Origin of the sequence: Romboutsia sp. 1001713B170207_170306_H8 (genome assembly GCF_015550495.1) — a bacterium.
Classification (GTDB): domain Bacteria; phylum Bacillota; class Clostridia; order Peptostreptococcales; family Peptostreptococcaceae; genus Romboutsia_E.
The window spans coordinates 331432-346720 of the sequence record NZ_JADNAX010000002.1; the positions used below are offsets into that span (position 1 = coordinate 331432).

General features: G+C 28.2%; 15 protein-coding genes and 1 other RNA gene. 4 read left to right on the plus strand and 12 right to left on the minus strand.

What is annotated here, in order from left to right; translation table 11 throughout:
• Positions 1 to 5: 5 nt before the first annotated feature.
• From I2A66_RS06175 to I2A66_RS06205, 7 genes are all read right to left on the minus strand, one after another.
• On the minus strand, positions 6 to 173 hold the full coding sequence (locus I2A66_RS06175; RefSeq protein WP_195251223.1) for a hypothetical protein: 168 nt from the start codon (positions 171 to 173) through the stop codon (positions 6 to 8).
• Between the two features lie 301 nt (positions 174 to 474).
• Positions 475 to 747, minus strand: coding sequence for a hypothetical protein (locus I2A66_RS06180; protein ID WP_122639037.1), 273 nt, complete (start codon positions 745 to 747; stop codon positions 475 to 477).
• A gap of 50 nt (positions 748 to 797) precedes the next feature.
• Complete coding sequence (locus I2A66_RS06185) at positions 798 to 2135, minus strand: replicative DNA helicase (RefSeq protein ID WP_195251224.1); 1338 nt, start codon at positions 2133 to 2135, stop codon at positions 798 to 800.
• A 1-nt stretch (position 2136) separates the two neighbouring features.
• The gene (locus I2A66_RS06190; protein ID WP_195251225.1) at positions 2137 to 2856 is read right to left on the minus strand and encodes a helix-turn-helix domain-containing protein; all 720 of its coding nucleotides are present in this window, start codon (positions 2854 to 2856) and stop codon (positions 2137 to 2139) included.
• 10 nt (positions 2857 to 2866) lie between these two features.
• Positions 2867 to 3163 carry a hypothetical protein gene (locus I2A66_RS06195; RefSeq protein WP_195251227.1) on the minus strand — a complete coding sequence of 99 codons (297 nt, stop codon included), beginning with the start codon at positions 3161 to 3163 and terminating at the stop codon, positions 2867 to 2869.
• Between the two features lie 13 nt (positions 3164 to 3176).
• Positions 3177 to 3485, minus strand: coding sequence for a helix-turn-helix domain-containing protein (locus I2A66_RS06200; protein ID WP_195251229.1), 309 nt, complete (start codon positions 3483 to 3485; stop codon positions 3177 to 3179).
• Positions 3486 to 3501: 16 nt separating this feature from the next.
• Positions 3502 to 3711, minus strand: a complete 210-nt coding sequence (locus tag I2A66_RS06205) for a helix-turn-helix domain-containing protein (protein WP_195251231.1) — start codon at positions 3709 to 3711, stop codon at positions 3502 to 3504.
• Between the two features lie 169 nt (positions 3712 to 3880).
• On the opposite strand from I2A66_RS06205, the gene I2A66_RS06210 reads away from it, so the two are divergent.
• The 3 genes from I2A66_RS06210 to I2A66_RS06220 all read left to right on the plus strand — a co-directional run bounded on the left by I2A66_RS06210 (position 3881) and on the right by I2A66_RS06220 (position 7380).
• Complete coding sequence (locus I2A66_RS06210; protein WP_195251233.1) at positions 3881 to 4825, plus strand: helix-turn-helix domain-containing protein; 945 nt, start codon at positions 3881 to 3883, stop codon at positions 4823 to 4825.
• A gap of 528 nt (positions 4826 to 5353) precedes the next feature.
• Entirely contained in the window at positions 5354 to 6178 is an 825-nt protein-coding gene (gene dinD / locus I2A66_RS06215) for a DNA damage-inducible protein D (protein ID WP_195251235.1), read from the plus strand.
• A 17-nt stretch (positions 6179 to 6195) separates the two neighbouring features.
• Entirely contained in the window at positions 6196 to 7380 is a 1185-nt protein-coding gene (locus I2A66_RS06220) for a tyrosine-type recombinase/integrase (protein ID WP_195251237.1), read from the plus strand.
• 124 nt (positions 7381 to 7504) lie between these two features.
• Here the strand turns inward: I2A66_RS06220 and I2A66_RS06225 are convergent, their stop codons facing one another.
• The 5 genes from I2A66_RS06225 to rnr form a co-directional block, all read right to left on the minus strand.
• Positions 7505 to 8212: a DUF2290 domain-containing protein gene (locus I2A66_RS06225; RefSeq protein ID WP_195251239.1), complete on the minus strand. Its 708-nt coding sequence runs from the start codon at positions 8210 to 8212 to the stop codon at positions 7505 to 7507.
• A 5-nt stretch (positions 8213 to 8217) separates the two neighbouring features.
• Positions 8218 to 10356, minus strand: a complete 2139-nt coding sequence (locus tag I2A66_RS06230; RefSeq protein ID WP_195251241.1) for a DEAD/DEAH box helicase — start codon at positions 10354 to 10356, stop codon at positions 8218 to 8220.
• Positions 10357 to 10496: 140 nt separating this feature from the next.
• Positions 10497 to 10849: a transfer-messenger RNA gene (gene ssrA, locus I2A66_RS06235) on the minus strand.
• A gap of 139 nt (positions 10850 to 10988) precedes the next feature.
• Positions 10989 to 11444 (minus strand): SsrA-binding protein SmpB, encoded by a 456-nt coding sequence (gene smpB, locus I2A66_RS06240; protein ID WP_147516193.1) that lies wholly within the window; start codon positions 11442 to 11444, stop codon positions 10989 to 10991.
• Between the two features lie 349 nt (positions 11445 to 11793).
• Positions 11794 to 13935: a ribonuclease R gene (gene rnr, locus I2A66_RS06245; protein ID WP_195251243.1), complete on the minus strand. Its 2142-nt coding sequence runs from the start codon at positions 13933 to 13935 to the stop codon at positions 11794 to 11796.
• 375 nt (positions 13936 to 14310) lie between these two features.
• Between rnr and I2A66_RS06250 the strand changes: the two genes are divergently transcribed.
• A complete protein-coding gene (locus I2A66_RS06250; RefSeq protein ID WP_195251246.1) occupies positions 14311 to 15255 on the plus strand; it encodes an AEC family transporter in 945 nt (314 codons plus the stop codon).
• Positions 15256 to 15289: the final 34 nt, after the last annotated feature.

Sequence of the window (15289 nt, forward strand, 5' to 3'; positions counted from 1 at the left end):
TCCCCTTATTTATACATATTTATTTTATCTTGTATTCCTTTTCTTAATTTTTCAGCTACCTCTTGAGCTATTTTGAAGTTCTCACATTGAATTTCATGATAGTAAAAATTCTCTTTGTGATGTATCTCAACTGTTACCGTTGGTTCTTCTATCCCTATTGCTATTGTTATCATTAGTCCTAAATCTCCCTAAGTATGTGTGTGTTTTATCTTAATTTATTTAATTTTATAGCTATTTCTAAAGTTTCTTTACTCTTGAAATTTTTCTTAGCTCTTATCAATATCTCTTTTATTACTTTAAATTTATTATAATTCATATACATTTACTCCTTTACTAAGAGCAACTACACGTGGTACAATTCTATTTGTAGATAGAGTGGTTACCGTGTGTAACTGCTTTTTTATATTCATAATGTAGATTTATACTAAAATAAGTCTAAAAAGCTTTATAAGTACTAAATTTTAGATATTTTTACTATTCTAAAGGTCTAATTAATAGATTAATATTTTGGTTATATATTCTATATATATCTGAGTTTATTTTTTCATACTTTAAAAATCTATTTATCTTAATCTCAATTTCTAATCCTGAAACTCCTTTAAATTCTAAAAATCCACCTTCTACAATAAAAGCTCCAACTAGTAAATCTTTATTTTTGGATATAGATCTTTTAACCCTTATATGCTCTATAATTTCTAATGCTCCAACTTTTCTATTTATTTCTGTAATTAATTTTTGAATACTCATTTATCAATCTCCATATGTTCATATATAAAAATTTATATCGTTCTAAAATTTTATACTATTGGATAATAGTTTAAATCTGAGCCTTTAAACCAATAATAATTACTTCCTGTTGTACCATTTCTATTTTTATCAACTATAATTTCTAAGAATTTATTCCCCTTAATTCCTTGAGCTTCAATAGTTGCTTTCATATCATCAAAGCTTCCTCTTTCATTAAATATAGTCCTTTTATAAGCCTCATTAAGCTCTTTCTCTTCTGTTACTCTGTGAAGGTATATAACTATATTACTGTCATGATATATAGCTCTTGATTCTCTTGTATAACTTTCTCCTCTAGGTCTAAAATTTCCATTTCCCTTTTCTGCTAATTGTGTTAGTTGAATTACTGGTACTCCGAAGTCTAAAGTTATATTTTTTAACTCTCTAGAAAGTTCTGCTACTTGTCTTTCTCTTGTATCTTTAATTGAGCTTGGAGTTAATAATTGAACATAATCAACTATAACTAAATCCGGCTTATTGACTCTTATAGCTCTTTTTATCCCCTGTATAGTAGATATTTGATCGTCTATAATTATGTTTTTAGTATAATAATTGCTCATAGTATTTGTTAACTTTACCCAATCACTCTCTGTAAAACTTCTATTTTCATAATCTAATTTAGATATTCCTGTCTCTGACAAGATTATACGTTCAGCTACTTGCTCTTTACTCATTTCACGACTTATTATCATAACTTTTTTGCCTTTTTTATAAGCTTCTATTGATATCTTTAAGGCTATAGCACTCTTACCAACTCCACTACCAGCGCCGATAGCTATTAACTCTTTTTTCCCAATTCCATTAGTATGTTTATCAATAATAGCTATATTAGTTTTAATTTTTTCTTGTGGTTTGTCATTTAACTTGTCAAAAATATTGCTCATTATGTAATCAAGAGTGTTATTATATTCCTTAACTTCATCAATAATATTTGTTGACTTCTCAAATATCTCTAAAGATGAATCGATATCCTTACCACCTCGTATATTTTCTATAAACTTATATGAAGCTATTATCATTCTTCTTTTGTCGCTAAATCCTTTTACAATATCTATGTAATGCCCTATACTAGAAGTATTAGGAACTATGGTTGATAAGCTCGTTATATAACTAATTCCTCCTACATCTTCTAGCTTGCCTATAGATTTTAATTGCTCCACTATAGTAACTAAATCTATAGGCTTATTTTTTTTATTTAACAGCATAATAGAGTTGAATAAGTCCTTATGAGATTCATAGTAAAAATCATCACCATTTAAATTTTTTATATAGTCTATAGTTCTACTATCTAATATCATGCACCCTAGTACACTTTGCTCTGCTTCTTGACTGTATAAATGCTCTGGCATATTATCCTTCTCCTATCTTCATTTCTATAACTTTTCCCCTTGGTTTCTCATATAACGGTTGCTCCTTTGGTTTTTCTTTATTTAACCAACTACATAAAGCCTTATAATGATCTAAATACTTCTTTTTCCTATTAGCTTCATAAGATTCCATATCTATAAGTTTCTTTTTAACTAATCCCTCTGTATATTTTTCAACTAACTTGTTATATTCCTCTTGTGTTAGTTTTATATATTCAATCTCCATATGTGATAAATCTATATAAGTTTTATTGCTTTTTTTAGAAGCTTTTTTATTAGTGCTTATATTAATATTATTATTTAATCCTATATTAATACTATTGTCCTTCACTTTTCGTAGGGGTATACCTTCATTTTCCGTAGTAGCAGCACCTTCACTTTTCGTAGTACCTTCATTTTCTGTAGTACTCTCGTTTTTCGTAGTACTTTTAATATTTTTTAATAGATAATACTTTGTATTTCTTCCTGGAGAAATATCTCTTTCTATGTACTCTTTTTCTTCTAATGATTTAACTACTTTTGATACTGTGTCATCCCTTGTAGTTGATAAAGCTTTTTTCAAAGATGAATAGCTCGGATATGCGTATCCCTTTATATTATTGTGCAGTAATATCAAGTACACATATATTAACTTTTCATTTTTTGTAAGATATTGATCTTCATATGTTTTAGCCATTGAATCATATTTATTAATTTCCTTCAAATCGACTCACCTACTCTATTGAATTACTAGAGAAACCAATATCTATCCCCATTTCTAAAAATTTAATAAGCTTCTTTAATGCTTTTATTACTGTTACTGTCCCAAATTGATTGTCTCCTAATGCTACATACCTCCTACTTTCTTTTGTTTCCTCATTATCACTAACAAACACATTAAATTCTTTGTCACATATTTTTACACCAACTAAATATCCACTTTCTAAATATGATCCCTGCTCATTAAATATATCGTTATAATGTCTTTGAATTTTTTCTCCATCAAAAATTATATATTTTAAATCTTCCATATTATCTACCTCCTTACAAACAGCTTCCAGCATTAGCTCTAAACCAGTCATCTAGTTTATCTTTTATTATGTAATATCTACACCCTATTTTAATGCTCGGGAATCCTTTATTTGTTGATCTACAAAGTTCTCTAAACTTAGCTTCTCCTATAGGATATTCCTTTGCTGCTTCTTTAGCTGTCATAAGTTCTGCTTTATTTCTCTTATATGTCATTACTTCTCTATAACCTTGCTCCCTAGCTCTTTCTTCCTCTTGTTGACTTACTAAAACATTAAGGGTACTTTGTAGAGTTTTTAGTATATCTAAGTTTGTATTACTCATAAATTATCCCCTCCTATTATTCTATTTCTTCAAGTATTTCTTCTACATTAATTTCTAAAGCTTTAGCTATCTTGTATATAGTACTAGGCCTTGATACTACTTTTTCTCTTGTTAATCTTGATATAGTAGCCTTTCCAACACCACTCTCTTTAGATAACTGATTAATTGAATAACCTTTTTTTATCATTTCTAAGTTTAGTAGCTTCAAATTTAATTTATAGTGCATATAATCCACCTACCTTTTGTGCCAAATCGGCATTTTTTCATTATGCTTACATCTTATCATTCCACTTTGGCATTAGTCAACTATTTTTTTTATATGTTTTTCATTTTTTGTTCCATTTCGGCACTAATACATATATAATACTTATATAAACTAATTTTAGGAGGAAATTATGGATATAGGAAAAAGTATAAGAAAAAATAGAGAATTCCATGGTTTATCAAGACAAAAACTTGCTGATATATTAGAAATTAATGTGTCTACGTTGGGAAGATATGAAACAGGGAAAAGAACCCCTTCTTTAAGCACCTTAAAGAGTATTGCAAAAGCATTATCTATTGATTTCGATATACTTGTAAGTTGGACAGATATATTAAATTCAAATCCAGATGTATTTGATTTTTTAGAAAGAGTATTTTACGGTTTTTATTTCTTAGAGGAATTAGCACTTTTACTAGGTACAAATCATAATGATAAATCTTTCTCTAGTTTTTTCGAATGTGATTTCTCAGATAAAACATTATTCTTAAAAACTGCAAATATTTTAGAATTAACAGATACCCAACTTTACAATTGGATATTGCTACTTCGTATAAAATATGATTTTTATCAAAAAAAAGAATCTTATATTAAAAGATATGATCCTATAAATGACATTGAACGACTTAATTGTATGATAACTTCAAATCGAGCAGATTTAGATATACAGCCTTTTGACGAGTTATTTTATAACGGAATAAGTAATGATAATAAGACTAAAATTCAAAATTATTTTGAAAAAATTTACAATTCTAGTAATGCCGATTTGTCCGTTGTAGAAATTCATAAGAAAAATAGTGAAGCCTGGAAAGAGTGTGGAGAATCTTGGAAGGATTATGCTATCAGTATTGAAAATAACCCTAAATTCTTACTCCGCTCTATTCTTAACTATTTAGAAAGTCATGAAGATTTTTACACTACACTATCCATAGATTCATATAATAACGATGATCATAATGATGATGTATTAGAATATTTAACAGATGATCAAATTAATTCTATAATAAAAAAAGTAACTGATTTAGTTGAATATGAATTGTATAAAATAGAAAAAGAAAATAATGAGGTTAAAAAATAAATCCGATAATTAGTAACCACTACATTAAAACTAAAAATCCAAAATTGGATTCTGAGTAAATTAACACTCTATTGTAGTGACAAATTTTTCTAGGTATAAATATAAAACTTACACTATGATAACCGCTCAATTTTGAGAACGTAATTTTTCGTTTTCAGAAATTTTACTTTAATATAATTAACCAAGATTTTTCCCTGGTCATCTATTACATTGTAGTTACAAATTTTGCTAAGTATAAATATAAAACTTACACTATGAGAATTACTCAATATTGAGATGAACGTAAAACTTCGTTAATCTAATAAACTTTACTTTACTCTAATTAATCGAAATTTTTATATCGTCATCTATTAACATTGTAGTGACATATAATATTAAGCATTTGTCTAAAAATATAACTACACAATAAACTTAAGCTTTTCATACCAAAGTTAAATATAAATATTTTTTTGATTATTTTGTAGTTACTGAAATTCGTTATCTAGTAACTACAATACTATATTAAATTTTATTTGGAGGAGATAAAATATGAGTAACACTATATTTGAAAATATAAAAAACATAGATGAAAACGGAAATGAATATTGGAGTGCTAGAGATTTACAAGATGCCCTTGAATATAAAGAATTTAGAAATTTTGAAACAGCTATAAAAAAGGCTATTATAGCATGTGAAAATAGCAATATCAATGTATCTGATCATTTTGTTGATGCCAACAAAATGATAAATTTAGCTAAAGGTGCAATTAGAGAAGTTAAGGATTATTTCCTTTCAAGATATGCTTGTTATTTAACTGTTCAAAATGCAGATCCTAGAAAAGAAATGGTTGCTTTAGCTCAAAGTTATTTTGCTATTCAAACTAGAAAACAAGAACTTGCAGAAGAGTTCCCTAGATTATCAGAAGATGAAAAAAGATTAAAGCTAAGAGGAGAAATGAAAACCCATAATAAAATGCTAGCTGCAGCAGCTAAAGATGCTGGCGTAAAAACACCTTTAGATTATGCTATTTTTCAAAATCATGGTTATAAAGGATTATATGGAGGGTTAGATAATAAAGATATTAAGGCTAAAAAAGGGTTATCCGAAAAAAAGGATCTATTAGATCATATGGGCAGTACTGAATTAGCAGCCAACCTATTCAGAGCTACTCAAACAGAAGAAAAATTAAGACGTGAAAATATACAGGGAAAATATAAAGCTAATGAAACTCATTTTGAAGTTGGTAGAAAAGTTAGACAGACTATAGAAGAACTTGGCGGAACAATGCCAGAAGAATTACCTCTTCATGAAGATTTAAAAAAAGTAGAACGACGAGCTAATAAATCTAAAAAACTTGCTTCGGCTAAAGAATAATAAAGAAGGTGAGTAAAATGGCCAATAAAAGAGCTAATGGCGAAGGCTCTATAAGTAAATATATAGTTAATGGAGTAAATAAAGGATGGAGAGCTTCTATATCAATTGGCTCAGATGAGAATGGAAAATATATTAGAAAACAATTTTATGGTAAAACTCAAAAGGAAGTTAAGGAAAAATTAGAGGAATTTAAGAAACAAATGAGTCTAGGAGCTTTGCCATCTGATGATAAGCTAACTTTAGAACAATGGTATTATACTTGGCTATTTGATTATAGAATAAAAGACTTAAAACCTAAATCATTTGAAAAATATGAGGGGATATATAGAAACTATATTAAAGGCTCTAACATAGGTAAAATTAAATTAAAAGATTTAAGAGCTACACACTTACAAAAACATTATAATGAGCTTATAGACTTATATAATAAGCCTGTATCAACCGTTAAAAGCTTAAATACTAGACTTAAACCTTGTCTTGCAGAAGCTGAAAAACAAGGATATATCCAAAAGAACTATTGTAAAATGGTTACCCTACCTAAAGATAATACAACTAAAGAAATCAAAGTATTAAGTTCAGATCAACAAAAGTTATTTATTGAAGCTATAAAAGGTCATAACCTAGAAGTATTATTTTTAGTTGCACTTAGTACAGGCTTGAGACTTGGTGAGATATTAGGTTTAAAATGGAGTGATATAGATTTTAATACTGGTACTCTAACTGTTAATAGAACATTACAAAGAGTTACTCAAATAGATAGAAACGGTAATAGAGAGTCTAAAGTTATTGAACAATTACCTAAAACTAAAAATTCTATAAGGACCATACCTATTCCTAAGAATATATTGATCAAACTCAAAGATCATAAGGTTGAACAAAGTAAAAACAGGTTAAAACTTGGAGATTTATATTCTAATAATGATTATGTATTTTGTGATAATTTAGGTTATCCTATAGATGATAAAAGACCTGCTAGGAATTTAAAGAGTACATTAACCAAACTCGATATTGAGCCTATTAAATTCCATGGATTAAGGCATACTTATGCTACTAGATTATTTGAAGCTAATGTTCCACCTAAAACAGTTCAAGTGTTAATGGGCCATTATGATATAAGTATTACGTTAGACATTTATACTCATGTTATGGAGGATACTAAGTTAGAAGCTATAGATAAATTAAATGAAATTTTTATACTATAGTTAGATTGGATTTTTAATTAAGTATTAAATATTAAATTACAAATAATTATTATTTCTAATTAGCAATGATTATATTTTAAATTTGATAACATAGAAAAAGAAGTAGCACTTTCTACTTCATTTTCTATGTTAAATGCAATAAATTCCGCTCTTCAATTGAAAATCTCTCATAATCTATATCTTCACATTTTGCTTTTATTTTTAAACATTCCTGTAATAATTTCTTATTTTCTACAATGCATATCCATATATTTGGATATACATTTCTAATTATGAACAAAATAAACTTTTCTGGTAATAGTATTTTTCCTGTTGATACTCTTACTTCATTGTTATGTCCTATATGAATATGTGATATAGAGTGATTTAATCCTTTATAAAGCTCATAATCAAAATCATATCTTATAGGGCATGCCCCTTTATTAATTTGTGACTCCCATACATACTGGTCGTAATCATTAAGAAATGCATCTCCACATTCCTCATAATCAAAACCTATACTTTCTAAAAAATCTTCATAATTTTTTACTTTATTTGGACTTTGATAATATGCATATCTAAGTTTAAACTCATTATTTTTACTATTTTCAATCTCCATAGAGAACTGTAAAAATGAATTATCTTTCAATAGAATATCATATGCAGCATCTTCCATACCTATTTTATATATTAAATTATAGTCATCTGTCTGTGATGCACTAATAAACCTATCTGAAAACTTATGTTTGTCTAATGTAAATTTTCTAGATCTATTTTCACTATAATACAAATCAACCTCTTTTAAGATTTTAATTGCCCTATGTATGGAATCCTTAATTTTAGCTTCATTCATTTTGATTATTTACCATCCTTATCAAAATCTTCAATAAATTTAATAATATCTTCCTTTGAATAACCATCTTTTTCTAGATTAAATATAAGATCACTTATCTTATCCCTAATTTGAGATTTTTTAGCATTGATTTCAGCTAAATCTCTCTTTATTATTTTTGAATCTTTATATGTAAATTCTAATATAAATTTCTTGTCTTTAACTTTTGTAATCTCCTTTTGAAGAGATTTAGTTAATCCACTTAATCTTATCCAAGCTTTTGCTCTAGTAATAGAAGTAAATAGTTTATTTCTCATAGATATGCTATCTTTATTATTTTCAAATACATCACATCCAACTATAAATACCATTGCTGATTCATTACCTTTTGCTTTATATACAGTTGTTAAAGTTACACAATCATCCTCTATAAACCCCTTTTCATAAGAATTTAATGTCAAATTATGTGTATAAATACCTCTTTTATATAAATCCTCACTAATTTCATAAAAATATCCTTTAGCATGTCTATCATCCAAGCATATAACCATAATATCATCAGCTCTAAGTTTATCAACTTTAATAGCGTTCTCTATTTCATCGCATACAAATTTAATTTCTTCTTCAAAATCTGCATCTAGATTCATTTTTATAATATCATCAACATCTCTATCATACCAATTCGCTAATGGACTACTTGAATCAGGTCTTTCAATCTTGACCTCATGTCCATTTTCACATGTTCCTTCTATTATCGAATATCCTAAATCTCTCCAATGCTCATCATTCTCTAAACTTTGAATTAACGTATCATTGTATATACCAAACCCGATTGCATGTGCTAATACTATAATTTCTTTTAAATTTCTATATGATTTGGATAATACTATATCATTGTCCATATCTGGATACTGCTTTTGTAATTCTACTAAATCAATACCTTTAGAATTTATTCTATCGTCTTTAAAAATCGTATTTGTATCTTGCATATCTATATTAAATATGTTTTGAAGTTCATCATATCCCCAAACTATACAATCATTCTTTACTATAGACCTACATAGTTTATAAAAGGCTGGTCCAAAATCTTGGGCTTCATCTATAAATACATAGTCATATGTTTTTTCTAAGTTGCCTCTTCTATCTAAAAGTAGTTGATCACATATATAATTAAATGCATCCCCTCTACCAACTTTTCTTGCAGCATCCGAAAAGCTTATGGAATCTATACCATTTCTTATAGCAGCTTCATAATACACACCTCTTATGTTCTCTCCTCCCCATGCATGTCTAATATGAATACAATTTTCAAAATCTGGTAGAGATCCATCTCCAATAACCTTGTAAAACCTAGTTATAAGTTTTTCTATATAATCATATAAACTTTTCGTCATAAAAGTATATAGTATTTTTTTAGTTGGATATTTAAGGTGTAACAAAGCTGCTTTCATACATAGTATTATCGTTTTCCCTGATCCTGCTAATCCTCGTATTCTTTGTGGCCCATCTATTTGAGACAATGCCGCATATTTTTGAGTATCATCAAATTTAGCTATCTCTTCTTCTAGCTTCCTCATTATATAAGCTTTAGTTATATCTTCTCCTTTTCCTAAATCCCTCTCCTTAGGTTTTGTAATTGCTATTGATCCCTCTATTATAGCTAATGCATCTAAAATTATTTCATTATCTATTTTTTCCATATCTTTTTGTATATTATCAAAATTACTTAAAAGTTCACTTTTATTAGTTATTACGGAACACTCTAGTTCTAACATGTCTACATCTTCTAGATTAGGTGCAAATAATACACTCGATACATTAAAAGACAAATTTCTTCTCCCACTTTTTAATCTTTTATTAGAACTTTGGAGTAGTCTAGAAAAAATATTATCTTCCATCCACAATAATTCTTCTACTACTTCTTTTAATGACTCTTCATCCCTAACCTTACTTGTTGAATCGCATTTAAATATAACTATCCCATAATTTGGAGATGCTAATAATAAATCTGGAATTTTAGGCTCTTCGTCAAGCTCTCTAAATACAGGATACTTATAAAATATTGTGCATTCATCAAAATAATTTTTTTCTTTTTCTAATATAGATACTAATTCTCGAGATATGGTGTCTTCATAAAAATCTTGACTTAAAATATTTTTTTTCATTCTTACGCTCCTATTATTTTATAAATTTATACTTTTAGCTGTAGTTGTGTTACTATTGTGTTATTTGAGTAATAAAAAAGGAACTACCAATTTTAAAAATCTAGTAATTCCAATCTATGTAGCCTTACTCAGGCAAATATTGGTGGAGACGAGGGGAGTCGAACCCCTGTCCGCAAGTCTTTTCCTCATTGCATCTACGTGCGTAGCCGACTTTACTTATCGTCTCGCCTCTCACATCGCCAAGCGGCAGGCTATGTGATTGGCCAGTCTCGATTACTCCGCTTTTGGTCGAGACATCCCAAAAGTAGTTCCCTGCATAAATGACGACCAGGCCTAGCCGGCAGGAGGGCTTAGGCGGGTCGAGCAGTCAATTAAGCTGCTAAAGCGTAATTATCGTTTGCGTTTATTTTAAGTTCCCCAGTTTTTACGTGACCCAGAGTAACACGGCACGCAGCCCCAAGTTCCAAACCCACGTCGAAACCTTTACGCCCCCGTGGTAGTTTAAAGTCCTTAAGACTGTCTTTCTTTCGCAAACTTCACCATTTCTATATTCAGTTTTTATTTGTTAATTAAGAATGTATATATAATATAATATTTTTGAAAACAAAAATCAATGTTAACTAATGGATTTTTTAGTATCTTCCAGCCATTTCTCTTTCTATACGTCTTTGAGCATCTTTTTTAGCTAAGTCTTGACGCTTATCATATAGCTTTTTACCTTTTGCTAAAGCTAATTCTAGCTTAACCTTACCACGTACTAAGTACATACTAAGTGGTATAAGAGAATAACCTTTTATAGTAGTTGCCCCTATAAGTTTTCTTATTTCACTCTTATGAAGTAATAACTTTCTAACTCTAAGAGGATCAACATTAAATCTATTTCCTTGCTCGTAAGGACTTATATGAACTTGTTTTAAAAATACTTCACTATTATCAACAGATGCAAAACCATCAGTTAAGTTAATCTTACCTTGTCTAATTGATTTAACCTCTGTTCCTTTAAGCTCTATACCGCATTCATAAGTTTCTTCTATAAAATACTCATGTCTTGCTTTTTTATTTGTAGCTAACACCTTTTTACCTGACAACAAGTTCACCTTCTTCACAAAAAAATTTCATTAATATAAATTACATATTATAAGTAAAAATATACCATATTTATAGCTTATAGTCAACATAACTAACTATATTCTAAGCTTATTATTAAAATAACTCAACATAAATATACGCACCAATAATAAAAAATTTAATCTTAACCAAACCAATAAATATAAACAAAAAAATCTTTTAATCCTAACTCTCAAGCTTAAAATACGTTGACCAATAAAGTAGCTAAAGCGAAGGGATTGGTGTTTATGGAAGTTTTCCTTCCATTCGCAAAGCGCCCTTTACTTTGCATGGAAGAAAACTCCATAACACCTACCCCGAAGCTCCCAACTACTCTTGGTCATCTATTTTACCTAATAACGCAAAATCTATTTCTCTAAAGTCTACGTTAACTTTATCAACTCTAATTCTAACAGGATCACCTATCTTATAAGTTTTCTTAGTTCTTTCACCTATAATAGTATAAGTCATCTCATCGTAAATATAATAATCATCAGCCATATTAGCAAGTCTAATTAAACCTTCAACAGTATTTTCTAGCTCAACAAACATACCAAAGTTAGTTACACTAGAAACAATACCATCAAATTCTTGACCTACCTTATCAGCCATGTAACAAGCTTTGTAGTAATCATGTACATCTCTTTCAGCAAGCTCTGCTGCTCTTTCTCTTTCAGAAGATTGAGTAGATGCATAATCAACAATTCCGCTTAATTGTTCTTGTCTTTTTTGAGTTAATTTATTATTTAATTGTTCTTTTATAATTCTGTGTATTTGTAAGTCTGGATATCTTCTTATTGGAGAAGTAAAGTGACAATAATACTTAGCTGCTAAACCAAAGTGACCTATACAGTTTGGCTCATATCTAGCTTGTTTTAAAGAACGTAGTAATATTGTACTTATTGCTTCTTCTTCTCTAGTTCCTTTTATTTTTTCAACTATTGCTTGTAATGCTTTTGGATGAACTTCTTCTAAATCACCTTTTATATTGTATCCAAAAGTAGCAACAAATTTACTTAGTGATTCCATTTTTTCTGCTGATGGAGTTTCATGTATTCTATAAACGAAAGGTACACCTAACCAGAAATAATGTTCAGCTACAGTTTCATTACTTATAAGCATAAACTCTTCTATTATCTTGTTGGATATTCTTCTTTCATAATGTTTTATATCTACAACTTCTCCATCTTTATTTAAAATTATCTTAGCTTCAGGGAAGTCAAAGTCTATTGCTCCTCTTTTTTCTCTTCTCTTCATAAGAATTCTAGCTAGCTCTTCAGCCATTTTAAATTCTTCAACCATATGAGAGAAAGTTTTCTTTAATAATTCATCGTCTTTTTCTAGTATGTCAGATACTTCTGTATAAGTCATTCTAGCTTTAGAATTTATTACAGTTTCATGTATATCATGTTTTACTACATCACCTTTATGGTCTATTTCCATAAATACTGATAAAGTAAGTTTGTCTTCAAATGGATTTAGTGAACACATTCCATTAGAAAGAGTTTTAGGTAACATTGGTATTACCTTATCAACTAAGTAAACTGAAGTTGCTCTTTTTAAAGCTTCTTTATCTAATTTACTTTTTTCTCTTACATAATGAGTAACGTCTGCTATATGAACTCCTAGTTTAAAGTTTCCATTAGGTAATTTTTCTATAGATACAGCATCATCTAAATCTTTAGCATCTTCACCGTCTATAGTAAATGTTTTTAACTCTCTTATATCTAATCTTCTTTCTATTTCTTCTTTCGGTATTGGAACCGCTACAAATTCAGCTTCTTCTAAAACCTTTTTAGGGAATTCTTCTGGAAGTCCATGAGCCTTAATTATAGAATCAATCTCAACTCCTCTTTCACCTTTTTGTCCTAAAACTTCAACTATCTTACCTTCTGGCTTTCTATCCTCTGAAGGCCATATAGTTATTTCAACAACAACTTTATCATCTTCTCTTGCTCCTAAGAAAAACTTTTTAGGAATATATATATCTTGATTAAATTTTTTATTATCTGGTATTACAAATCCAAAGTTTCTGCTTGGCTTAAATAGTCCAACAACTTGAGTAACTTCTCTTTTAACTACTTTTATTATTTTACCTTCTGCTCTTCTATCTTCAGTTGCAGGGTTTATAATTTCTGCTATAACTCTATCGTTATGCATTGCAGTATTTACATACTCTGCTGGTATAAATAAGTCTTGTGTAAATTCTTCATCAGATTCAACAAATCCAAATCCTTTTCTATGAGATACGAATTTACCTACAAATAATCCCATTTGATTCAATGACATTATCTTTCCTTTTTTACTTTTACATATATATCCATCTTCTTCTAATTCATCTAAAAAATTAAAAAACATTGCCATCTCCGCTGGATGTATATTAAATATAACTGCAAGTTCTTCTTTCTTTAGAGGATTGTATGCTGGATCATTTATTAGTCCTAATAAACTTTCTTTAAGTCCTGGTACCATGTTAGTCCTCCTATTTACTTTTTTATATTAAGTTCATAAAATTCTTATTATTAAATATATACTACATATTTTCTAAAACATTATAATTATTAATTATAAATTTAATTTTATTAATTTTTATTTTATTCTATTATTTATTATTATCATCTTTAGCATATTTAATATATTTATGATAATTATTTTATTTATTATATATTTCCAAACTATTTTACAATATATTGTTATTCTAGCATAATTTACCTTAAATTAATCATACTTTTTATATTATTGATTTTCTAGTGTATTTTAAGTGTTTTTATATGAGTTTCATTGATTTTTCATATAATTTTTTTTACACTAGAGTATACTGACATTTTAATATAAAGGAGTATATGTATGAATAATTTAATTCTATCTTTTAATGTGGTCTCTCCACTATTTCTAGTAATGTCACTTGGATATTATTTAAAGCATATAAAGCTTTTAGATTTAAAGACTTTAAATTCAATGAATACAATTTGTTTTAAAGTTTTCCTACCATTACTATTATTTTATAATGTTTATAAGAGCGATATAAAAAGTTCGTTTAATCTAAACTTAATACTATTCTCGGTTATCTCGGTTATAATCCTATTTTTATTTTTATTAATTGTTATTCCTAAAATTGAAAAAGATAACTCAAAATGTGGTGTTATGATTCAAGGTATTTTTAGAAGTAACTTCGTTATTTTTGGAATGCCTGTTGCAACTGAACTTTTTGGTGATGAAAAGATTGGTATTACAGCATTATTAATAGCTATAGTAGTTCCTCTGTTTAATCTTTTATCAGTTATAGCTTTAGAGCTGTTTAGAGGAGAAGATAAAAATATAGACTACAAAAAAATTATAAAAGGTGTTATTACTAATCCACTTATTATAGCTTCAGCTATTGGTCTTATATTTGTTTTATTGGGAATTAAGTTGCCTACATTCTTAGAAAAATCAGTTAACGATATTTCTAAAATAGCAACTCCATTTTCACTTATACTACTAGGTGGATATTTCTCATTTGGCAACGTACAATCTTATTTTAAAAAGACTATATTCATAGTTAGTAATAAACTAATATTTGTACCACTTATATTTATACCAATTGCTGTAGCATTTGGATTTAGAGAAATAGAATTACTAAGCATACTACTAGTTTTTGCAGCACCAACAGCAGTATCATCATTCCAAATGGCAAAACAAATGGGTGGAGATAGTATATTAGCAGAACAATCAATAGTATTCTCATGCTTATTCTGTATCCCAACCGTATTTTTATGGATACTAATATTAAAGCAATTTGCTTTAATATAATCTTTTACTCCTATCAAAATAAAAAGGAGTTAAG